The sequence below is a fragment of the Actinomadura sp. NBRC 104425 genome, from assembly GCF_030269545.1.
In the GTDB taxonomy this organism is placed as follows: domain Bacteria; phylum Actinomycetota; class Actinomycetes; order Streptosporangiales; family Streptosporangiaceae; genus Spirillospora; species Spirillospora keratinilytica.
On the sequence record NZ_BSTN01000010.1, the window covers coordinates 18,894 to 40,111 of the forward strand.

Annotated in this window: 16 protein-coding genes and 1 other RNA gene; 10 read left to right on the forward strand and 7 right to left on the reverse strand. The window is 75.1% G+C overall.

Annotation, left to right across the window (positions count from 1 at the left end; all coding sequences use genetic code 11):
- Positions 1 to 31 precede the first annotated feature (31 nt).
- Positions 32 to 469 (reverse strand): DUF6191 domain-containing protein, encoded by a 438-nt coding sequence (locus QSK22_RS17050; protein ID WP_285495179.1) that lies wholly within the window; start codon positions 467 to 469, stop codon positions 32 to 34.
- 276 nt (positions 470 to 745) lie between these two features.
- Here QSK22_RS17050 and QSK22_RS17055 point away from each other — a divergent pair, with 276 nt between their 5' ends.
- The 5 genes from QSK22_RS17055 to QSK22_RS17075 all read left to right on the forward strand — a co-directional run bounded on the left by QSK22_RS17055 (position 746) and on the right by QSK22_RS17075 (position 4,581).
- Positions 746 to 1,585: a Nif3-like dinuclear metal center hexameric protein gene (locus tag QSK22_RS17055; RefSeq protein ID WP_285495180.1), complete on the forward strand. Its 840-nt coding sequence runs from the start codon at positions 746 to 748 to the stop codon at positions 1,583 to 1,585.
- The gene (locus tag QSK22_RS17060; RefSeq protein ID WP_285495181.1) at positions 1,582 to 2,325 is read left to right on the forward strand and encodes a zinc ribbon domain-containing protein; all 744 of its coding nucleotides are present in this window, start codon (positions 1,582 to 1,584) and stop codon (positions 2,323 to 2,325) included. Before QSK22_RS17055 ends, QSK22_RS17060 begins: the two co-directional genes overlap by 4 nt.
- Positions 2,322 to 3,476 (forward strand): bifunctional RNase H/acid phosphatase, encoded by a 1,155-nt coding sequence (locus QSK22_RS17065; RefSeq protein WP_285495182.1) that lies wholly within the window; start codon positions 2,322 to 2,324, stop codon positions 3,474 to 3,476. The genes QSK22_RS17060 and QSK22_RS17065 overlap by 4 nt, the downstream gene beginning before the upstream one ends.
- A gap of 106 nt (positions 3,477 to 3,582) precedes the next feature.
- Positions 3,583 to 3,971, forward strand: an RNA gene (gene rnpB / locus QSK22_RS17070) — RNase P RNA component class A.
- A 412-nt stretch (positions 3,972 to 4,383) separates the two neighbouring features.
- Positions 4,384 to 4,581: a hypothetical protein gene (locus QSK22_RS17075; protein WP_285495183.1), complete on the forward strand. Its 198-nt coding sequence runs from the start codon at positions 4,384 to 4,386 to the stop codon at positions 4,579 to 4,581.
- A 61-nt stretch (positions 4,582 to 4,642) separates the two neighbouring features.
- On the opposite strand, the gene QSK22_RS17080 is transcribed toward QSK22_RS17075, so the two are convergent.
- The 3 genes from QSK22_RS17080 to QSK22_RS17090 form a co-directional block, all read right to left on the reverse strand.
- Complete coding sequence (locus QSK22_RS17080) at positions 4,643 to 5,419, reverse strand: carbonic anhydrase (RefSeq protein ID WP_285495184.1); 777 nt, start codon at positions 5,417 to 5,419, stop codon at positions 4,643 to 4,645.
- Between the two features lie 139 nt (positions 5,420 to 5,558).
- On the reverse strand, positions 5,559 to 7,514 hold the full coding sequence (locus QSK22_RS17085; protein ID WP_285495185.1) for a hypothetical protein: 1,956 nt from the start codon (positions 7,512 to 7,514) through the stop codon (positions 5,559 to 5,561).
- A 295-nt stretch (positions 7,515 to 7,809) separates the two neighbouring features.
- Positions 7,810 to 8,421 carry a YbhB/YbcL family Raf kinase inhibitor-like protein gene (locus QSK22_RS17090; protein ID WP_285495186.1) on the reverse strand — a complete coding sequence of 204 codons (612 nt, stop codon included), beginning with the start codon at positions 8,419 to 8,421 and terminating at the stop codon, positions 7,810 to 7,812.
- A gap of 473 nt (positions 8,422 to 8,894) precedes the next feature.
- On the opposite strand from QSK22_RS17090, the gene QSK22_RS17095 reads away from it, so the two are divergent.
- Both QSK22_RS17095 and QSK22_RS17100 read left to right on the forward strand, forming a co-directional pair.
- On the forward strand, positions 8,895 to 10,199 hold the full coding sequence (locus QSK22_RS17095) for an NAD(P)/FAD-dependent oxidoreductase (RefSeq protein WP_502872327.1): 1,305 nt from the start codon (positions 8,895 to 8,897) through the stop codon (positions 10,197 to 10,199).
- A gap of 204 nt (positions 10,200 to 10,403) precedes the next feature.
- Complete coding sequence (locus QSK22_RS17100; RefSeq protein WP_285495188.1) at positions 10,404 to 13,778, forward strand: AfsR/SARP family transcriptional regulator; 3,375 nt, start codon at positions 10,404 to 10,406, stop codon at positions 13,776 to 13,778.
- A gap of 76 nt (positions 13,779 to 13,854) precedes the next feature.
- Here QSK22_RS17100 and QSK22_RS17105 read toward each other — a convergent pair whose 3' ends face one another.
- On the reverse strand, positions 13,855 to 14,679 hold the full coding sequence (locus QSK22_RS17105) for an ABC transporter permease (protein ID WP_285495189.1): 825 nt from the start codon (positions 14,677 to 14,679) through the stop codon (positions 13,855 to 13,857).
- The gene (locus tag QSK22_RS17110) at positions 14,676 to 15,659 is read right to left on the reverse strand and encodes an ATP-binding cassette domain-containing protein (RefSeq protein WP_285495190.1); all 984 of its coding nucleotides are present in this window, start codon (positions 15,657 to 15,659) and stop codon (positions 14,676 to 14,678) included. The genes QSK22_RS17105 and QSK22_RS17110 overlap by 4 nt, the downstream gene beginning before the upstream one ends.
- A 325-nt stretch (positions 15,660 to 15,984) precedes the next feature.
- On the opposite strand from QSK22_RS17110, the gene QSK22_RS17115 reads away from it, so the two are divergent.
- On the forward strand, positions 15,985 to 16,557 hold the full coding sequence (locus QSK22_RS17115; RefSeq protein WP_285495191.1) for a PH domain-containing protein: 573 nt from the start codon (positions 15,985 to 15,987) through the stop codon (positions 16,555 to 16,557).
- Positions 16,554 to 18,035 carry a PH domain-containing protein gene (locus QSK22_RS17120; RefSeq protein ID WP_285495192.1) on the forward strand — a complete coding sequence of 494 codons (1,482 nt, stop codon included), beginning with the start codon at positions 16,554 to 16,556 and terminating at the stop codon, positions 18,033 to 18,035. The genes QSK22_RS17115 and QSK22_RS17120 overlap by 4 nt, the downstream gene beginning before the upstream one ends.
- Before the next feature lie 30 nt (positions 18,036 to 18,065).
- On the opposite strand, the gene sepH is transcribed toward QSK22_RS17120, so the two are convergent.
- Complete coding sequence (gene sepH, locus QSK22_RS17125) at positions 18,066 to 19,784, reverse strand: septation protein SepH (RefSeq protein ID WP_285495193.1); 1,719 nt, start codon at positions 19,782 to 19,784, stop codon at positions 18,066 to 18,068.
- 405 nt (positions 19,785 to 20,189) lie between these two features.
- Here sepH and QSK22_RS17130 point away from each other — a divergent pair, with 405 nt between their 5' ends.
- Entirely contained in the window at positions 20,190 to 21,215 is a 1,026-nt protein-coding gene (locus QSK22_RS17130) for a hypothetical protein (RefSeq protein WP_285495194.1), read from the forward strand.
- Positions 21,216 to 21,218 lie beyond the last annotated feature (3 nt).

Below are 21,218 nucleotides of genomic sequence, written 5' to 3' on the forward strand. Positions count from 1 at the left end.
ACCCGCCGTCGAACAGGCGTTCGAGCTGGTGTCAGGGGGAGGGCGTGCCGTCCGACGAGCCCCCGCCGTCCGCTGCGGACTGCGCCGAGGTCCCGTTCGCCGATCCGCCGCCCTCCGGCGCCGTTCCGGAACGCCGGATGCGGATCTTGCCGGTGCTCAGGTCGTCGCGCCCGCCGCCCGCCTGCAGCCGGTCGTCGTGGCGGCGCAGCTTCTGCTGCTCCTGCTCCTCGACCTTGACCCGCCGCGACCCCTCGAACACGGTGGCGAGGTCCTCGAACATCGCCCCGCCGAACCCGGCGCCCGTCTGGCCGTCCCCGCGGATCGCGCCCATCAGCGACTTCTTGCCGGTGCCGTCGGTGGGCCAGTCGACCACCTCGTGCTGCTCCGGCCTGGGCCTGGCCTTGGCCTGCGCGCGGTCGGCGGCACGGCCCTTCAGGCGCCCGCGGCGGCGGCGGAACGGCGACTTCACGTGAACACTCTCGCGGAACCTTCGCGCGCCGGGCGCGCGTCGCTTGCCCGCACACCGGCACCCGTGCGGTTACGGCCGTGCACGCCACCTCCAGTGGTGGGAGAGAAACCTGGTACGTCCGAGCCTACGTCGACAGTCAACAGGGTCAGTGCCCCAGCAGGCCCGTCTCATACCGCCGAGACCACGGACTTTCCACGATAACCGGTGCGCGAACCGGTCCGCGCGGGTGAGCCGCGTCGCTCGGCCGGAAGCCGCCGGGGGCGGTAGCCTTCGGGCGTGCGTCTGTCCCATGTCATCCAGGTCCTGGACGAGATCTACCCGCCCGCGTGGGCCGAGTCGTGGGACGCCGTCGGGCTGGTCTGCGGCGACCCCGACCAGGAGGTCGGCCGGGTGCTGTTCGCCGTCGACCCCGTGTCGGCCGTCGTCGACGAGGCCCTGGAATGGGGCGCCGACCTGATCGTCACCCACCATCCGCTGCTGCTGCGGCCGGTCCACGGCGTGGCCGCCACCACCCCCAAGGGGCGGCTCGTCCACCGCCTGATCAAGAACGGCACGGCCCTGTTCACCGCGCACACCAACGCCGACGTGGCCGACCCGGGCGTATCGGACGCGCTGGCCCGCGCCGTCGGCCTGACCGGGGAGCTGCGCCCGATGGTCCCCGCCGCCGACGACCCCCGCCGCGGGCTCGGCCGGGTCGGACGGCTGCCCGACCCGCTGCCGCTGCGGGACTTCACCGCCCGCGTGGCCGCCGGGCTCCCCGCCACCGCCTGGGGCGTGCGGGCCGCGGGCGACCCCGACCGCCCCGTCCGCACCGTGGCCGTCTGCGGCGGTGCGGGCGACTCCCTGCTCGACACCGCCCGCGCCCTCGGCGTCGACGCCTACCTCACCGCGGACCTGCGGCACCACCCGGCGTCGGAGTTCGCCGAGCACGGCGGCCCGGCGCTGATCGACGCCGCCCACTGGGCGACCGAATGGCCGTGGCTGGCCGACGCCGAACGCCGCCTGCGCGCCGCCGCGGCCGCGCCGGACGCCGCGGAGGCCGCGCGGAAGCTGGAGACCCGGGTGTCCACGCTCGTCACCGACGCGTGGCGCCTGCACGAAGAAGGAGCAAAGTGAAAGCCGCACCGCAAGCCCAGCTGCGCCTGATCGACCTGCAGGAGCTGGACACCGCGCTCGACCGCCTCGCGCACCGCCGCCGCACGCTGCCCGAGCTGGCCGAGATCGAGCGCCTGCAGGCCCGCGTGCGCGAGCTGCGCGACGCCGTGGTCGCCGCCGAGACCGAGGTCGGCGACCTGGACCGCGAGCAGCGCAAGGCCGAGCAGGACGTCGAGCAGGTCCGGGCGCGGGCCGAACGCGACCGGCAGCGACTGGACTCCGGCCAGGTCGCCTCCGCCAAGGACCTCAGCGGCCTGCAGGCCGAGATCGCCTCGCTGCAGCGCCGCCAGTCCGACCTGGAAGAGGTCGTCCTGGAGATCATGGAGCGGCGGGAGGAGGCCGAGAACCGGGCCGCCGCGCTGCGCGCCGACCACCGGGCCGCCGAGGCCGAACTGGCCGACGCCGTCCGGCGCCGCGACGAGAACTGGCAGCGGATCGACGAGGAGACCGGCACCACCAGCGCCGCGCGCACCGCCGTCGCCAAGGACATCCCCGCCGACCTGCTCGGCCTGTACGAGAAGCTGCGCGGCCAGTTCGGCGGGGTGGGCGCCGCCAAGCTGTACCGGGGCTCCTGCCAGGGCTGCCACCTGGCGCTCAACACCGTCGACCTCAACCGCATCCGCGCCGCGGCGCCGGACGAGGTGGTCCGCTGCGAGGAGTGCCGCCGCATCCTCGTGCGCACCCCCGAGTCGGGGCTGTGAGCGCGCCCGCGAGCGGCGGCCGCCCGGGCCGCAGGCTCGTCGTCGAGGCCGACGGCGGGTCCCGGGGCAACCCCGGGCCCGCAGGGTACGGCGCGCTGGTCCGCGACGCGCTCACCGGCGAGGTGCTGGCCGAGGTCGCCGAGTCGATCGGCACCGCCACCAACAACGTCGCCGAGTACCGCGGCCTGATCGCCGGGCTGGGCGCCGCAGCCGCCGTCGACCCGTCCGCCCGCGTCCAGGTGCGGATGGACTCCAAGCTCGTCGTCGAGCAGATGTCCGGCCGCTGGAAGATCAAGCACCCGGACCTGGTGCCGCTGGCGCTGCGGGCCCGGGAGACCGCCGCGGGCCTGGGGTCGGTGGAGTACACCTGGATACCGCGCGAGCGCAACGCCCACGCCGACCGCCTGGCCAACGAGGCCATGGACGCCGCCGCCCGCGGCGAGCAGTGGAGCCGCGGCACCGGCGGCGCGTCCCGCGACACGGCCGCCCCGCCCGAGGAGGAGGACGACACGGCGGAGGCCCCCGCCTGGTCGTCCGCCACCACCACCCCCACCGTGACGCTCCTGCTCCGCCACGGCGAGACGGCCCTGTCGGTGGACAAGCGCTTCGCGGGCACCGGCGACTTCCCGCTGACCGGCAACGGCGCCGCCCAGGCCGAGGCGGCGGCGCGGGCCCTGCGCGGCCAGGGGATCGACGCGATCGTCACCTCGCCGCTGAGCCGCTGCCGCGCCACCGCCGCCGCGGTCGCCGCCGCGACCGGCGCGCCCGTCCGGGTCGAGGACGGCCTGCGCGAGACCGACTTCGGCGACTGGGAGGGGCTCACCTTCGCCGAGGTGGGGGAGCGGTGGCCGGGCGAGCTGAAGGCGTGGCTGGCCGACCCGTCGGCCGCCCCGCCGAACGGGGAGAGCTTCACCGCGACCGCGCGCCGCGTCCGCACCGCCCTCGACAAGATCAAGGTCCGCCACCGCCACCGGAAGGTGCTGGTCGTCACCCACGTGACCCCCATCAAGCTGCTGGTGGTGTCCGCGCTCGGCGCCCCCATGCGGGCGATGTACCGGATGCAGTTGGACGTGGCGTCGCTGACCCGGATCGACTGGTACGACGACGGCCCCGCGACGCTGCGCTCGTTCAACGACGTCCACCATCTGTGACGCATCCGTGACCGGCCCCGGCCGGGCGGCCTGCGAGGCCGCCCGGCCCGCGTCGAGACGCCGTCCTCCCGCCTCCTCAGCCTCCGATAGGCTTGAAGTCGGCGGACGAGCCGGCCGGACGGCCGCGTCGGGGTCTTGCGCCCCGCCGAGGAAGGTCCGGGCTCCACAGGGCAGGGTGGTCGGTAACACCGACCCGGGGTGACCCGCGGGACAGTGCCACAGAAAACAGACCGCCACCGGCACCGCCGGTGGTAAGGGTGAAACGGTGAGGTAAGAGCTCACCAGCGCCCACGGTGACGTGGGCGGCTCGGTAAACCCCACCCGGAGCAAGGTCAAGAAGGGAAGCGACGCTTCCCGCGCAGGCGTTCGAGGGCTGCCCGTCCGATGCCTGCGGGTGGACCGCTGGAGGTCGTCGGCAACGGCGACCCGAGATGGATGGCCGTCACCGCCGCTTGCGCGGCGGCACAGAACCCGGCCTACAGGCCGACTCGTCCGCCTCCGTCCCTTTTACCGGCACTGGAGCGGCTACCCCTGGCCCTGGTTCCGCTGTGGTTCCGTAAGCCAAGTCGTACCGGCGGGCGATGCAGCATCTGCGCGAACGCGGGCTGATCCTGACCGTGATGGGCCGCGGGACGTTCGTGGCCGACCCTCCGGCCGACGACGGCCAAGGCGACGAGTAGGAAGCCTCGTCCGCCGCTTCCGCGGCCCGGAGGGCGAACGGACCGTGCCGGGAAACGGACGGCGGGGCGAACACCCGTCGAAGCATGCGATTCAGCGGCGACTTCGGGTCATACGACACAGATGACTTCGAACGGCGCTCCTACTGTTGCAGTACCGGCCGATCTCGGGGGATCGGCCGAAGACGGCGGGGCCGTCCCGAGGCGGCTTCCGCGAGAGAGGAGCGCCGATGTTCGTCGTAGCGATCGCTGTCGGGCTCATCACGTTGCTGGCGTCACTGATCTTCCTGGCGGACTTCGCCCGGGCCACCCGGAGCGACGACCCCCGCCTGCCCGCCCACAACTCGCGGGCGCGGCGGCACCGTTGGGCGGTCGGGATGTACACGCGCGGTCCCGAGACCCGTGAGAAGGAGCTCGCCGGCCGATGACAGGACCGGGCGGCCGGTCGTACGGCCCGCCCGTCCCCCCGGGCCAGGGTGCGCCCGCGCCTCAGGTGAGGGCGCGCCCGTCCGGCGCCTCGTCCGGCACGAGCACGAACGTCCCGGCGGCCCGGTCCAGCATGTGCACCTGGGCCGTCTCCAGGTCGAGGTAGAGCCCCACCAGTTCGAGCTCGCCGGCCTCGAACCGCTCGCGCAGCCACGGATGGGTGAGCAGGTTGTCCAGCTGCTGCATCACGTTGATCTTGCACAGCCGGGTCAGCGGCGGCTCGTCCCGCCCGGCGGCGGGCTCGGTCTCCAGGAAGCGGACCAGGCTGGGCCGGCCGTGCCGCAGCCAGCGGGTCAGGGACGTCAGGTGCCGCACCTCGCGGCCCCCGGCCAGCAGGGCCGCCATGGCCCCGCAGTTGGAGTGGCCGCACACGGTGATGGTGCGGATGCCCAGCACGTCGATCGCGTACTCGACGGTGGCGGCCACCGAGTCGTCGGGCGTCGAGGCGCCGTGCCGCGGCACCAGGTTGCCGACGTTGCGGTTGATGAACAGGTCGCCGGGGCCGCTGGCGGTGATGATGTTGGGCACCACCCGCGAGTCCACGCAGGTGATGAACAGGTGCTCGGGCCGCTGCTCGAACGCCAGCTCCGCCATGATCGGCCGCACCAGGGGCGCCGTGCTGCCGTGGTACTCGCGTACGCCCGCCAGCAGCGGGGCGCTGGCCGGCGCCTCCGGTGCGTCGGGTTCCGCCAGCGGGGGACGGCGCCGCCGGTTCGGCCACGGAGCCCACCAGCGGGCGGGCGGCGAGGGCTTGCGCGCGGGGGGAGTATCGCCGGTCATCGCCCTTTCATACCAATTGTCGTGAACCCGGGTCGATGTCGGCCCCCGCCACTCCCCGCCGCGGCCGCCGCGGCGCCGGTACGACGACGCGCCCGCCTGCCCTTCTGAAGGGCCGACGGGCGCGTCTTGAAGGGGCGCGTCAGCGGCGGTAGTCGCGGTGGCTCTCCCAGTCGTCGGGGTCGCGCGGGGGGCTGCCCGGGTAGGAGGAGCCGTACGAGCCGCTCTGGTCCTGGCCTCCCTGCTGGGGCGCCCCCGGGGGGCCCTGCTGGTTGTAGTAGCCGCCGTACGCCTGGGTGGCGCCCGGGTCGCCGAAACCGCCGCCGGGCGGCGTGCCGCCGGTTCCCGGGGACGAGTCGAGGCCCAGCGGGTCGCCGCCGTAGCTGCTGCCGCTGAAGTCGCCGTAGCGGGGCTCGCCGGACGGCGGCTGCTCGGCCGGGCCCGGGAAGGACGACCCGAAGGGGTCGCGCCCGGTGTTCAGCGGGTCGTCGTACCGCCGGGACGAGTCGCCGTAGGCGGGCGACGTCGGGTAGCCGTCGGTGCCGCTCTGACCGGAGCCGTAGCCGCCCGTACCGCTCGTGCCGCTCGAGGGCGGCGTTGACCACGGGCCGGTGGACGAGCCGAACGAGGAGGAGCTCGTGGTGCCGAGCGGGTCGCTCAGCGGGTCGTTCAGCGGGCTGCCGCCGGGCGAGGAGCCGGACGGGTCGGGGGGCGGCGTCGGCGCCGGACGCGGAGCGGTGCTCGACCCGGCGGACCGCTCGTTCTGGATGCGCTGCAGCAGTTCGTCGACCGTGGGCAGCTTGTGGTCGTCGCCCCCGCCCGACGACGCCCCGGACGACGGCCCGGACGACGGCGCGGACGACGGCGCGGACGACGCGGCGGGCGCCGACGGGGCCGGGGCGGCGGGAGCCGGAGGCGGTGGGGGCGGCGTCGAGCCGTAGCCGCCGTGGCCGCCGGGCTCCTGCGGGCGGCCGAGGTCGCCCAGGCCGCGGATGGGGTGCTCGTCGGTGCGGCCCAGGGGCAGCCCCAGGGCGTCGGTGCCGCCCGGGGCGCCGGAGCCGGACGGCGACAGCGGCCGGTCGTAGGCGTCGGGACGCGGCGAGGGGCCGGTCGCGGGGCCGCTCGGGGCGGAGTGGCGTCCGCCGCCCAGCGGGTCGCCCCCGTACGGCGAGGACTGGTCGGCGCCGGGGCCGCCGGGTCCGCCGGAGCCGTAGGACGGGTCTGCGCCGCCGCCGGGGGGCGGGCCGAAGGGGGACTGGTCGGCGTTGCCGTAGGCGGGCTGGTCCTGGGGGCCGGTGCCGAAGGGCGGCTGGGCCTGGCGGCCCACGAGGTCGGCGGGCAGCGGGTCGTTCGCGGTCGCCTGCGGGTCGCCGGGCAGGTGCGTGGTCGCGCCGGGGTCGCCCGACAGGTGGGTGGTGGCGCCCGGGTCGCCCGACAGGTGCGCGCCCGGGGGGAAGGAGGGCGGCGGCTGCGGAACCTGCTGGGGGCCGGTGCCGCGCCCGCCCGGGACGGGCTCGGGGGCGCCGGGCATGTCGCCCATCGGCGCCTGCTGGTTCATCATGGGCGGCTCGCCGGGCACCGCAGGGGCGCCCGGGCCCGCGGCCTGGTTCTGCTGGCCCTGGGCGAGCAGCGGGTCCTCGGCCGGGTCGACCTCCGGCTGCTCCTCTTTGTCGTGCTGCCAGGGGAACTTGGGCTTGTCGAAGGTGATGGTGGCCCAGTAGTCGTCGTCGGCCATCTCGTCGGCGTCGCCCGCCTGCGGCGGGGACGCCGGGGTCGGCGCGGCGAGGGGACCGGACCCGCCCGCAACGCGGCGGTCGTAGCCGCCCTGGTCGCCGCGGCCCTGCGGCTGCCCCTGGTCGGGCCCGGCGCCCGCCTGGGCGTAGCCGTCCTCGTAGGCGCCGTCGTAGCCGTAGCCGTCGTCGGCCGGGGCCTCCTCGGGGCCGCCGCCGGAGCGGTAGCCGCCGCGGGGCGGCGCCTCGTCGTCCATCCAGTCGTCGTCGTCGCGGGCCGCCCGGCTGGCCCGCAGCCCCAGGGCCACCAGGACGACCACCAGGACGACGACCACGATCAGGCCGAAGACCACGATGTAAGTTGTCATGCCACCACCCAATGCCTTGGCCCGATGAGACGCGTCAGCGGGGCCCGCGGGTTCGTCCCGATTGCCGACCTGCCGGTCGCCGGTGCTCCGGTCCCGGGAGACCTAGACCGATTCTGAGACCGATTCTGACCGACAGACCGATTCTGACCGACCGCTATGACCGTTGTCACACCATTCGCGCACATCTGCCCTCGTCCGGCGCGCACCGGCCGACCCGCTGGTCGGCCCCCGCGCCACTGTCGTCTGCGGCCCCCCGGGTGGACGGCCCTGACCTCTGCGCTCTGCGGCCCCACGGTCAACGCGCCTGTTCGCTCCCGAAGTTCCCGGTGATCCGGCCCCGGCCCACCGTGTGCTCGGCGATGGCGCCGAGCGACTCCTCCAGCGGGGCGCCCCTGCGGAACAGCGGCGTGTCGTTGGAGACGTCCAGCGCGTAGATGGTGAACCGGTACCGGTGCCGCTCGTTCTTGGGCGGACACGGCGGCGTGTAGCCCACCTTGTCGCCGGTGTTGAGTCCCTCGACCGTCTTGTCCAGCTTGGCGCCCTCGACGATCTGCTGTGTGGTGCCGTCGATGCCCGCGATCACCCAGTGCACGTAGGCGCTGTCGGCGTCGTCCATGACGATCGCGAACGACCGGGTGCCGGACGGGGTCCCCGACCACCGCAGCGGCGGGGTCCTGCCCTGCCCGCCAGGGTACGTGCTGCAGGCGTACCGCGCGGGCAGGTCGCGGCCATCGCGGAACACCGGGCTGGACACGGTGAACCACTCGGCCAGCTCGGCGCTCTGGTTCTGCGGCAGGCCGATCAGCCCGCAGCCGCTCAGCGCGCCGGCGAGCGCCAAGGCGGCCGCGGCGCCCGCGGCGGCCGCGGCGCCCGCGGCGGCCGTGACCGGACGCCGGTCTTTGCTCATCATCGCTACGCTCCCGGGCGAGATCGTACGCTGCGCCCCGCCGGACTCGGTGCAACTTGACGGTTCGTACGTGGGCGGCCCGGGGTCCGGTGCCTGGTCGGCCGCGTCCCCCTTGCCGCGTCCGGCCCCACCTTAGGGGTTCGATGGGGGTGGAACGGGTCTTTTCTCCCCGGCGGGCGGTGTGCCCGGTGAGAATCGCCTGCCGGAGCGACGACCTGTGAACTACGTCCCATGCCGTCCGATTTGAGGGGAAGAGGTGACGAAGTTCACGACCTCCCCAACCTTCCAATTTGACGACTTGGAAACTTTCGATGTTCTTCCGTCGTTTTCGTTTGGTTGCATCTGCCCTGGTCGGATAGCTTGTGAATGTCTTCACAAGCCGACCGTGACAGAGGAGGCCGCGAATGGCCAGGACCGTCGAGGAGACCCCTGGCGCTCCCCACATCCTCATCGTGGGTGGCGGCTACGTGGGCATGTACACCGCGCTGCGGCTGCAGAAGAAGCTGCGCCGGGAGCTCAAGCGCGGCGAGGTCAAGATCACAGTCGTTGACCCCAACTCGTACATGACCTACCAGCCGTTCCTGCCCGAGGCCGCCGCCGGGAACATCTCCCCGCGGCACGTGGTGGTACCGCTGCGCCGGGTGCTGCCGCGCTGCGCCGTGCGCAACGCCCGCGTGACCGAGCTGAACCACGCCGAGGGCTGGGCGATCGTGCAGCCGCTGGCCGGGCCGCCCGAGCGGATCTCCTACGACTACCTGGTGATGGCCGCCGGCGCGGTGCCGCGGATCCTGCCGATCCCCGGCCTGGCCGAGCACGGCATCAGCCTCAAGACGATCGGCGAGGCCATCCACCTGCGCAACCACGTCCTCCAGCAGCTGGAGATCGCCGAGTCCACCGCGGACGAGGAGATCCGCCGCAAGGCGCTGACCTTCGTGTTCGTCGGCGGCGGCTTCGCCGGCGTGGAGGCGGTCGCCGAGCTTGAGGACATGACCCGGCACGCGGTCCGGTACATGCGCAACGTCACCGCCGAGGACCTGCGGTTCGTGCTCGTGGAGGCGGCCGACCGGATCCTGCCCGAGGTCGGGCCGGACATGGGCAAGTGGACCGCCGAGCAGCTGCGCGGCCGCGGCATCGACGTGAAGCTGAAGACCCTGCTGAAGTCCGCGGTGGACGGCCAGATCGAGCTGTCGGACGGCAGCCGGTTCCCCGCCGGCACCCTGGTGTGGAACGCCGGCGTCAAGGCCGCCCCGGTCGTGCGCGGCAGCGACCTGCCGCTGGACGAGCGCGGCCGCGTCAAGGCCACCGAGTTCCTCACCGTCGAGGGCCTGGTGCGCGCGTTCACCGCAGGCGACAACGCGGCCGTCCCCGACCTGACCCAGGAGGGCATGACCTGCCCGCCCAACGCCCAGCACGCGGTGCGCCAGTCCAAGGTGCTCGCCGACAACCTGGTGCGGTCGCTGCGCGGCAAGCCCCTCAAGCCGTACGTCCACAACAACGTGGGCGCGGTGGCCGGCCTCGGTCTGCACAAGGGCGTCGCCTACACCTACGGCTTCCGGGTGAAGGGCTGGCCCGCCTGGTTCATGCACCGCAGCTACCACGGCTCCCGGGTGCCGACGCTCAACCGCAAGATCCGGGTCCTGGCCGACTGGACGCTGGCGCTGTTCCTCAAGCGCGAGACCGTCTCGCTGGGCATCATCGAGCAGCCGCGCGCCGACTTCGAGCTGGCCGCGCTCGCCGACGCCCCGCCCCAGTCCAAGACCAAGGAGAGCGCCGCCTGATCCCAGGCGGGACCCCGCCTCTCGGGGGCGACACCACGGGCAGCGTGATCGGACGCCCCGGCGGCCCACCCGGCCGCCGGGGCGTCGGACGTTCGCGGCCGGAAAACCGGTTGCGGCGCCACCGCGGCGATGTGCCAGTTTGACCAGGTGAAGTCGTATACCGGGCCGGGCCGTGTCGCCGGGGCGATGGTGGACAATCGGGCTGTGCGGATCGGGATCCTGGGGCCGCTGGAGGTGGTTGCGGACGGCCGTCCCGTCGAGATCGGGGGCGCGCGGCTGCGGGCGCTGCTGATCCGGCTGGCCCTGGAGGCGGGGCGGATGGTGCCCGCCGACCGGCTCATCGATGACCTGTGGGAGGACGACGCCCCGCACGGCGCGCCCAACGCGCTGCAGTCGCTGGTGTCCCGGCTGCGCGCCGCGTTCCAGGAGGCCGGGGCGGGGCGCGACCGCCTGGAGTCGCGCCGCGGCGCCTACCGGCTGGCGGTGCCGCCGGAGGCGGTGGACGCGCACGACTTCGAGGCCCGGGTCCGCCGGGCGCGCGGCCTGGCCGACCCGTCCGCCCGGTCCGCCGGGCTGCGCGCCGCCCTGGCGCTGTGGCGGGGCGCGGCGCTCGCCGACGCGTCCGGGCTGCCGTTCGCCGACGGGCCGGCCGCCCGCCTGGAGGAGCTGCGCCGCGCCGCGCTGGACGAGCGGATCGACGCCGACCTGGCCCTCGGCCGGCACGCCGAGCTGATCCCCGAACTGCAGGCCCTCGCCACCGCCGAGCCGCTGGGCGAACCGCTGCGGGGCAGGCTGATGCGGGCCCTGTACGGGGCGGGCCGCCAGGCCGAGGCCCTGGCCGAGTACGAGTCGATCAGGAGCCTGCTCGGCGAGCGGCTCGGCGTCGACCCCTCGCCCGACCTGGAGGCGGTGTACCTGGCGGTGCTCCGCCGCGACTCCGCCGCGCTCGCCCCGGCCACCCCGGCCGCCCCGCGACCGGCCGCGGCCACGCCGCCCGCGAACGGCGCCGTCGCCGAGCAGCCTGCCGAGCAGCCTTCCGGGCGCGTCCCCGGCGAGTCGCCCGCGCCCCGCGACGAGGCCGGGCCCGGCCCCCGCGGCAACCTGCGCGCGCCGCTGACCAGCTTCATCGGCCGCGACCACGACCTGAAGGCGGTCGAGGAGCTGCTCGGCGACGGGCGGCTGGTCACCCTGACCGGCCCGGGCGGGTCCGGCAAGACGCGGCTGGCGGTCGAGGCGGGCCGGCGGATGCTCGACCGGATGCCCGACGGGGTCTGGTCGGTGGAGCTGGCGCCGATCGTCGACCCGGCCGAGGTGCCCTCCGCCGTGCTCGGCGCGCTCGGCATGCGCGAGACGCAGCTGATCGGCGCGGCGAACCGGCTGCTGTCCGAGCCGGGCGACGCGCTGGACCGGCCGGTGGCCGCCCTCGCGCGAAAACGCCTGCTGCTGCTGTTGGACAACTGCGAGCACGTGCTCGACGCGGCGGCCCGGCTCGCCGACCGGGTGCTGGCGCACTGCCCCGGCGTGCGGGTGCTGGCCACCAGCCGCGAACCCCTCGGCATCACCGGCGAGACGCTGTGGCCGGTGCCGCCGCTGGAACCGCCGCCGGCCGACGCCTGCGCCGCCGAGGCGATGACCTACCCGGCCGTCCGGCTGCTGGCCGACCGCGCCGCCGCGGTCCGCCCCGGTTTTGCGGTGACCGACGCCAACGCCCCCCACGTGACGCGCATCTGCCGGGCGCTGGACGGCATGCCGCTGGCGATCGAGCTGGCCGCCGCCCGGCTGCGCGCCATGACGCCTGGCCAGCTCGCCGCCCGCCTGGACGACCGGTTCCGGCTGCTCACCGGGGGCAGCCGCACCGCGCTGCCCCGCCATCAGACGCTGCGTTCGGTCGTCGAGTGGAGCTGGGAGCTGCTGTCGGACGCCGAACGGGCGCTGTGGCGGCGGCTGGCGCTGTTCACCGGCGGCGCCACCCTCGACAGCGCCGAGACCGTCTGCGCGGGCGACGGCCTGGACCGCGCCGAGATCCTGGACGTGCTCACCGGCCTGGTCGACAAGTCCCTGGTGTCCATGGTCGAACAGGACGGCGGCGAGCCCCGCTACGGCATGCTGGAGACCGTCCGCGCCTACGGGCTGGAGCGCCTGGCCGAGGCCGGCGAGGAGGACCGGCTGCGCCGCGCGCACGCCGAGTACTTCCTGCGCCTGGCCGAAACCGCCGAGCCCCGCCTGTTCCGGCGCGACCAGCTCGACTGGCTGGCGCGGCTGGCGGCCGAGCACGACAACACGCACGCCGCGCTGCACTGGGCGATCTCCGCGGGCGAGGCGGCCCTGGCGGTGCGGTTCTGCGCCGCGCTGGGCTGGTACTGGTTCCTGCGCGGCAACCTGCGCGAGCACGCCGACGCCCTGGAGCAGGTGGCGCGGCTGCCCGACCTGCCCGTCGACGAGAGCACCGCGGTGGCCCTGGCGGTGGGCGCCATGACGTCCCTGGACATGATGGACAACGCCCGGGTCACGGAGCTGCTGCTGCGCGCCCGGGACATCTGCGGGCAGCTGCGCGACAAGCCGTCGCATCCGGTGCTGCGGCTGATGCTGGTGACCCTGGAGCTGCACCTGTCGGGCTGGAACCCCGACCTGTTCACCACGGTCGAGCCCCTGCTGGACGACCCGGACCCCTGGGTGCGCGGCGTCGCCCGCTTCAGCCGGGTGCAGATGGGCCTGGGCTTCGGGCTCAGCGAGGGGCTGGAAGAGCACGTGGAGAAGGCCATCGCCGACTTCGAGGCGATCGGCGACCGGTGGGGCCTGTCGTTCGCGCTGACGACGCGGGCGGAGCTGCAGGCGCGCCGGGGCCGGCGCCGCGACGCCGTGGCGACGCTGGAGCGGGCGACGAGGCTCAGCGAGGCGCTCGGCGGCGGCACGGCCATGCGGCTGCACGCCACGCTGGCGCTGGCCCGCCAGCTGTTCCTGCTCGGCGACCGCGCCCGCGCCGAGGAGCTGCTGACGGCCGCCCTCCGCGACACCGAGCGCATGGGCGTCAGGGAGGGGACGGGCCTCGTCGAGCAGCAGCTGGCCGAGCTGCTGCGCCTCGCGGGGGAGACGCAGGAGGCGGCGCGGCGCCTGGCCCGCGCCGAGGAGCTGCTGGGCGGGCACGCGTACGGCTCGCTGCGGGCGCTCGTGCTGATCGGCCGGGGGTTCCTGGACCTGGCCGAGGGGGACGCCGAGCGGGCCCGGCCCCGGCTGGAGCAGGCCGTGCGCCAGGGGGCGGAGGCGTACGACCTCGTGTCGGTCTCCGCCGCGCTGGTGGGGCTGGCGCACGTCGCGCTCGTCGGCGGCGACCCCGAACGCGCCGCTGTGCTGATCGGCTCCGCCGACGCGCTGCGCGGCATGCCCGACCTGTCGTTCCCCGAGGCGCTGGCCGCCGAGCGCGCCGCCCGCGCGGCCCTGGGCGACGCGGCCTACACCGCCGCCTACCGGCGCGGCCGCGGGCGGACATTCGACGACGTGCTGGAGGAGTTCGGCATCGCGCGCCCGCTCGCCCCCGGCGGCGTCCCGACGCCGCCTCCCGGCGGGCGTTCCGGCACCTGACCCGGGCGGCGCGCTCGGGCGCGCACCGCCCGGGAGCCGTACGCCGGGAGACATGCGGTGCGCATGCCGGGGCGGCTCAGGCGCGGCGGCGCAGCTCACGGACCGACAGCGGGGCGAACACGACCATGAACGCCAGGCCCCACGCCACGGCGATCCAGGCGTGCGCCAGCACCGGACCGCCCACCAGCAGCCCGCGGATCGCCTCCACCAGCTGCGTCAGCGGGTTGTTGCGCATCACGAACGCCAGCCAGTCCGGGGTGCCCGGGGACAGCCGGATGAACGCGGTGCTCAGGAACGTGAACGGGAAGATGATCGTGAAACCGAAGATCTGCACCTTCTCCGGCTCGGAGACCTTGACCCCCACGTACACCGAGATCCAGGTGAACAGCAGCGCGAACAGCAGAATCAGCCCGAACGCCGCGAGCAGGCCGAGCGGCCCGGTCTCGATCCGGAAGCCGATGGCGAATCCGACCACCAGCAGCACCAGCATCGACCACGCCTGCTTGACGGTGTCGGCGATGATCCGGCCGACCAGGGGCGCGCTGCGCGAGATCGGCAGGCTGCGGAACCGGTCGTACACGCCCTTGGTGATGTCCACGTTCAGCCCGTAGCCGGTGGTCATCCCGGCGAACAGGGCGTTCTGCGCGATGATGCCGGGGATCACGATGGGCAGGTAGGCCTCGACGCTGCCCGCCATCGGCGGGCCGAACACGTAGGCGAACAGCAGCACGAACATGATGGGCTGGATGGACAGGTCCAGCAGTTCCATCGGGTTGTGCTTGATCTGCACCAGGTTCCGCCAGGACAGCGTGGCCATGTGGCGGACGGCGGCGCCGGCGGTCACCCGCCGGGTCGGCGCGGGACGGCCCGGCCCTCCGGCGGCGGCGGTGGCGGTGCTCATGCGGCGGCTCCTTCGCTCTCGGGCAGTTCGGCGGCCGTCTGCTCCGGCTCGTCGGTGCGGTGGCCGGTCAGGGCGAGGAACACCTCGTCGAGGCTGGACTTGCGCAGCGACAGCTCGCCGACGGCGACTCCCGCGTCGTCCAGGCGGCGCACCACCGCGGGCATGACCGCCGGATCGGTGACCGGGACCGACACCAGCCCGTCGCGCACCTCGGGGGAGTCGCCGGTCAGCTCGGCCACCACCCGCGCCACGGTGACGTGGTCGGCCTCGTGCACCGGCCGCACCTCCAGCACCTGGCCGCCGGCCTGCGCCTTCAGCTCGTCGGAGCTGCCGTGCGCGATGACCGTGCCGCGGTCGATGACGATGATGTCGTCGGCGAGCTGGTCGGCCTCCTCCAGGTACTGGGTGGTCAGCAGCACGGTGACGCCGTCGTCGGCCAGGCCGCGCACGATGTCCCACAGGCCGCCGCGGCTGCGCGGGTCCAGGCCGGTGGTGGGCTCGTCCAGGAACAGCACCTGCGGCCGCCCCACCAGGCTGGCGGCCAGGTCGAGCCGGCGGCGCATGCCGCCGGAGTAGGTCTTGACGGGGCGCTCGGCCGCGTCGGTCAGCTCGAAGCGCTCCAGCAGCTCGGCGGCGCGCGCTTTGGCCCGGCGGCGCGGCAGGCCCAGCAGCCGTCCGATCAGCACCAGGTTCTCGGTGCCGGTGAGCATCTCGTCGACGGCGGCGTACTGCCCGGTCAGGCCGATCAGCCGGCGCACCTGGTGCGCCTGCCGGACCACGTCGTAGCCGCCGACCTCGGCGGTGCCGGCCGTGGGTTCGAGCAGCGTGGCCAGGATCCGGGTGGTGGTGGTCTTGCCGGCGCCGTTGGGGCCGAGCACCCCGAGCACGGTGCCGGGTTCGACGGTGAACGACACGCCCGCCAGGGCCTGCGTGTCGCCGAACCGCTTCACCAGGCCGTCGGCCCGGATGGCGTGGGTCATGAGGGAACTCCTCGGTCCTTCATCAGCCGATAGGCGGGTCGGACAACGGATCGGGCGGTCACCGGCTCGCCGGGGAAGGGCGTCCGGGGGACGTTCCGCCGCGGGGCGGCGGGACGAACCGGACGACGGACCAGACGCCGCCGGGTGCACCGCGCACCCAGCCTTCCCGCCGCTTCTGCCAGGACGCGGGCGCAACGGTGCATCCCGGACCACCGTCCCACGAGGCACTGACAGAACGCTGAGATCGCCGTCACGGCCGCGGATCCCGCCGCCCGGTCCGGCGACATGCGCTGGTGAGACGCCCGAGGGTCATAAACTCGGGGGCGTGACGACGGTGCGGCGCACCCACGAGCCCGACGGCGGGACGCCGCACCCGCCGCGGTTGCGGCCGCCCGCGCACCGGGTGGCGCGCCGCGCCATGGCGCACTGGGCGATCGAGTCCGCCCTGCTGTGGGCCCTGGCGTCCGGGCTGGCCTGGGGCGTGGCCGCCTTCGTCGACGAATGGGACGGCCGGCGCCGCTGGGACGGCCTGCTCGGCTGGCTCGGCGAGCGGGCCTGGTGGCTGCCCGCCGCAGTGGTCGCCGCCGGGGTGCTCATGACGGCCGTCACGCCGGTGTGGCGCTACCGGGTGCACCGCTGGGAGGTCAGCGCCGACGTCGTCTACACCCGCACCGGCTGGTTCAGCCGCGAGTGGCTGCTGGTGCCGGTGAGCCGCATCCAGACCGTCGACACCGAGCAGGGCTGGATCGAACGGCTGCTGGGCCTGGCCACCATCGAGATCAACACCGCCTCGCACGCGGGGTCGTCCGAGGTGGCGGGGCTGCCCGCGGACGTGGCGGCGCGACTGGCCGAACAGCTCGCCCACCGGGCGCACGACCTGCGCGACGACGCGACGTGACCACCCGCGACCAGCACCGCGACCACGCCGCCGCCACCGCTCGGCCGCGTGCGGTGCGGCTGCATCCGCTGACGTTCGTCGTGGGCGCCGTCCGCGAACTGATCGCCCTGCTGGCGGCCGGCGCGGCCGGGCTCGCCGTGGGCGGCCTGTCCACGGCGTTCTTCTTCACCCTGGCGGGGCTGGCGTTCGGGCTGCTGGTGCACGTGGCCGGCTGGGCGACGTTCACCTACACCCTGTACGACGACCGCCTGGAGCTGCGCCGGGCCCTCGTCGGCCGCTCGGTCAAGACGATCCCGCGCGACCGCATCCGCGGCGTCGACATCAGCGCGGCGCTCCCGCACCGGCTGCTGAGACTGGCCATCGTGCACATCGACGCGGGCGCCGACGGGGGAGAGGGCGTGCTGAACGCCGTCTCCCGCCAGGAGGCCGAACGGCTGCGCCGCCTGCTGCTGGCCGCGCCCACCGCGTCCCCGGAGGAGCCGGCGCGCGCGCCGCGGCGCGTACTGGCGCGGATGCGTCCCCGCTGGTTCCTGTACGCGCCGTTGAGCGGCGCCTACCTGCTGACGCCTTTCGCGCTGGCGGGAAGCTTCCTGGGAACGCTCTACAACCTCGGGGACGATCTGGGGCTCATCACCCGCGAACGCGTGGAGCACGTGGGCCACGGAGTGGTCGGCCTGCCCAGGGCCGTGGTCGTCGCCGTGGCGGTGCTGTTCGTCCTGGCCATGCCGGTCATGTCGGTGGTGGCGTTCGCCCTGTTCAACTGGGACTTCACCGTGTACGAGCGGGACGGGTCGGTGGTGGCCCGGCGGGGGCTGGTCACGCGCCGCAGCGTCTCCCTGGAGCGGCGCCGCCTGCGCGGGGTGGAACTGACCGACAACCTGTTCGAACGGCTCACCCGGGTGGCGCGCCTGGGCGCCCTGGTGACGGGTCTGGGGGACGCCTCGCACCGCGGCCGGCTGCTGCCCGCCTCCCCGCGTCCGTTCGCCGCGGACCTGGCGGAACGGGTGCTCGGCTCCATCCCCGCCCCGCTGGTGGGGCATCCGCCCGCGGCACGCGGCCGACGCGTCGTGCGCGCCGTGGCGCCCCCGCTCGGGCTGGCGGCGCTGGCGCTGCTGGCGGGGCGGCCCGCGGTCGCCTACGGCTGCGCCGTGCTGGCCCTGCTGGGCGTACCGCTGGGCCTGGACCGCTACCGGCAGCTGGGGCACGCCACGGACGGGGCCCGTCTCACCGTGCGGTCGGGGTCGCTGCGGCGCCGCCAGGTGGTCGTCGAGCACGGCGCCGTGGTGGGCTGGCGGATCCGGCAGACGCTGTTCCAGCGCAGGCTCGGGCTGGCCACGCTCGTCGTCGCCGTCGGGGCCGGCGACGGCGCCTGCCCCGCCACCGACATGGCGCACGGCGACGCCGTGGCGTTGGCGGCCCGCATCACCCCCGCGTGGGTCGCCCCCTTCCTCGAGGACGGCCCGGCCGCCGACCGCTGACGCGGGGCCGCCCAGTCGGGTCGGGGCCGCTCAGTCAGGGCGGCGGGCGCCGAACATGATCTCGTCCCAGGACGGCACCGACGCGCGCTTGCCCTTGGCGCGGCGGCGGTTGCGCGCGGGCCGCTGCGGCGCCGGGGCGTCGCCCGCGGGGGTGCCGGTGCCCGGCTTGTCCACCTGGGCGGCGGGCATGGCGGTGCGTCCCGCCGACTTCTTCTTGCCCCCGGGGCGCGCGGGCTGGTGCGCGGGCCGCTGCGGCGGGGCCGGCTTGGGCGCGGCCGCGGCGGGTGCGGCGGGCTCCTGGGGCGCGGCCGCGGGTTCCGGTTCGGCCGCTGCGGCGGGCGCCTCTGCGGGCGCCTCGGCAGCGGACGTGGCCGGGGGCTCGGCCGGGGTGCCGGCGGGCTCCTCGGCCTGCGGCTGCTCGGCCGCGGCGGAAGGCTCGGGCTCGGCGGGCTGCGCCGGTTCCGGTTCGTCCTTCGGCGCGCCGGCCTCGTGCGGCTGGGGCGCCTCCTCGGCCTGCTTCGCCTCGGCCCCGCCGTCACCGGCCTCGGCTTCGGGAGCCGCCTTCTCGGCGGCTTCCGCGGCGTCCTCGGCGGGCCGGGACTCGGCTTCGGCGGGCAGCGGTTCGGCCTCAGCGGCCTCGTCCTTCGTCTCGTCAGTGTCGGCGGCGTCGGCGGCGTCGGCGGCGTCGGCGGCCGCGGAGCCGTCGGCGTGCTCGGACGCCTCGGCGGTCTCCGCTGTCTCGCCGGCCCCGTCGGCGGGCTGCTCCTGCGGCGCGGGCTCCGGCTCGGCGGCCTCGGGCGCCTCCCCGGCGGCGGCCGCCTCGTCCTGCGGGCGCGGCTGCTGCGGCTCGTCGGGCGCGTCCTGGGCGGGCGTGGAGGACGCCTCGGCGGCCTCGTCCGGCGCCGACGCGGCGGCGGGCTCCACGCGCGGCGGCGGAACCGGCGCCTCGGGCAGGGACAGCGGCTGCGGACGCGGCTCGACGATCCGCGTCGGCGCGGCCCGCAGCGGCGGTTCGGCGGGCGGCTCGTACCCGGCGGGGATGCCGCGGGCCGCCGGGCCGGGCAGCGGCGCCGGGCCGACGCCGAACTGGCGCGCATCGCTGACGACCTTCATCGCAGGGCGGCGCGGCACCAGCGGCGTGACGGTGTCGCCGAGCGAGTCGTCCTCGTCGTCCCAGTCCACGGCGGTCAGCCGCGCGGCGACCTCGTCCAGCGGCGACACGTGCCGGCGGCGCGGGTCGAACACCCACTCGGCGGCGTGCGGACGGCCGTTCTCGAAGAACGACAGGCGCACCCGCCAGGTGTTGTCCTCGCACTTCCAGGAGTCCCACTCGACGTCCTCGAGGTCCACTCCGCCCCGGCCCAGGCGCTCCTCGACGGTCTCGCCGAGCGGCGGCCCGGGGGTGGACTCGCCGGGCCGGCGCACCGCGACCCGCTGGGCCTGCTGCGCCATGTACTCGCGCTCCTGCAGGACCGGACCCTCGAACCAGCGGACCCGCTCCACCGGGATCCCGGCGGACTCTGCGATCTCCTCCGCCGTCTCGCCGGACCGGATGCGAGCCTGGATCTCCTTGGGACGCAAGGGACTCTCCACTTCGATCTCGAACTGGCCGAGGCGGGAGAAGTGCCCACGGACCGCTGCACGCAGCCGATCGTCGACGGGCAGGGTGAACCGGGTGCCTCGGCCCGCGGTGGCCAGGACGAGGTATGTACCGTCCTCGCTGACCGCGACGAGGCGCAGCTCCTGCATGCGTGTCCTTCCTGCCCTTCCTGACGGCACTGAGGGCGCATGCGTGCCCTTCCCCCCGGAATCCCGAGTCTCTCTTTCGGACACACCTGCTGCCAGCACCGTACCCGGCATGTCCGAACATCGCCGCTCTCGAAGCCCTCTTCACGAGGCTGAAGAGGGCACCTGGCCCAGCTTGCCCGTGCGGCGGTCCGGCCGGGGGCGCCCTGCCGGTTTCTTGTGGATCCTTTTCCACACTGTGCCCGATGCGAGCCCGTGGCTCCAGTCCCGCCGCACGGGTCGCGCGCCGATGCGGCAGTTGCGAGCGTCACGTCGGTGTGTGGAACACGCACAGAGTCCCATTAGTTTCGGTTTGCGGGACTTTATCGGATTTGTGTGGGACAACCTGTTTTAGGGGGACGCTCGTCGATGCCGCGACGGCTGCCGGATGTCAGTACCACCCAGCTCATCGCCAGCGGTGTCGCCACCCTGGCCGCCGCCTGGGGGGCGTCGTACCTGGGGGTGTACGGGACGATCCTCGGCGCGGCCTTCATGAGCGTGGCGTCCACGGCCGGCACCGCGGTCTGCAAGTACTACCTCGACCAGGGCAAGGAGCAACTCCAGGAGAAGAGCCGGGACACCGCGCGGGAGGCGGCCCAGGAGGCGGCGCGGGAGGCCACCAGCGCCGACCCCACCCGCACCGTGGTCTGGCCCGCAGGCATGCGCCCCGCGGACCGGGCGCCGCTGGTCGGCGACCCCGGCGCCACACGCGTGGACCCCGGCGCGCGCCACTCCGACCCCAACGCGACGCGTCTCGACCCGGGCGCCCTGTACCCGCCGGGCGGGTCGGACCCCAACGCCACGCGCGTCGACGTCCCGGTGCCGCACGGCCCGGCCGACGCCACGCGGGCCGTGGCGGGCGCCCTCGCCGGCGAGGCGGGGGAGGAGGCCGCGAGTGCCGCCGCGTGGCGGACCGCGTTCGACTCCACGCTCCAGTGGGCCCGGCAGCGCTGGAAGGTGCTGCTGCTGTCGTCGGCGGTCGTGTTCGCCGTCGTCATGGGCGGCATCAGCGTCTACGAGTGGCAGACCGGCAAGCCGATCGGCGGCAGCGCGGGCAAGGGCACGACCCTCGACCAGGTGTTCGGCGGCGGCGGTGCGAGCGGCGGCGGCGAAGGCGACGTCACGCCCACGCCCACCGCGTCCGAGCAGGACACCGACGGCCCGTCCGCCCCCTCCGCCGGTCCGTCCGACGACCCCACGAAGCAGGCGTCCACCGAGCCGGAGCCCACGCCCTCCACCAGCGTCCCGCAGGAGCCGTCGTCACGCCCGACGACGCCCGCGCCGTCCCGCACGCCCACCCAGGCCCCGTCAGGCACGCCCGGCGGCGGCCAGGAGGACGGCGGCGGTCAGGGCGGCACCGGCTCCGGCGCCGACCCCGACTCCACCCCGCGCTGACCG

Excerpts from the sequence above, each read along its gene's own strand:
- QSK22_RS17075 (WP_285495183.1), top strand. The coding sequence starts at position 4,384 with ATGTTCGTCGTAGCGATCGCTGTCGGGCTCATCACGTTGCTGGCGTCA.
- QSK22_RS17080 (WP_285495184.1), bottom strand. The coding sequence starts at position 5,419 with ATGACCGGCGATACTCCCCCCGCGCGCAAGCCCTCGCCGCCCGCCCGC.
- QSK22_RS17085 (WP_285495185.1), bottom strand. The coding sequence starts at position 7,514 with ATGACAACTTACATCGTGGTCTTCGGCCTGATCGTGGTCGTCGTCCTG.
- QSK22_RS17090 (WP_285495186.1), bottom strand. The coding sequence starts at position 8,421 with ATGAGCAAAGACCGGCGTCCGGTCACGGCCGCCGCGGGCGCCGCGGCC.
- QSK22_RS17095 (WP_502872327.1), top strand. The coding sequence starts at position 8,895 with ATGTACACCGCGCTGCGGCTGCAGAAGAAGCTGCGCCGGGAGCTCAAG.
- QSK22_RS17105 (WP_285495189.1), bottom strand. The coding sequence starts at position 14,679 with ATGAGCACCGCCACCGCCGCCGCCGGAGGGCCGGGCCGTCCCGCGCCG.
- QSK22_RS17110 (WP_285495190.1), bottom strand. The coding sequence starts at position 15,659 with ATGACCCACGCCATCCGGGCCGACGGCCTGGTGAAGCGGTTCGGCGAC.
- sepH (WP_285495193.1), bottom strand. The coding sequence starts at position 19,784 with ATGCAGGAGCTGCGCCTCGTCGCGGTCAGCGAGGACGGTACATACCTC.
- QSK22_RS17130 (WP_285495194.1), top strand. The coding sequence starts at position 20,190 with ATGCCGCGACGGCTGCCGGATGTCAGTACCACCCAGCTCATCGCCAGC.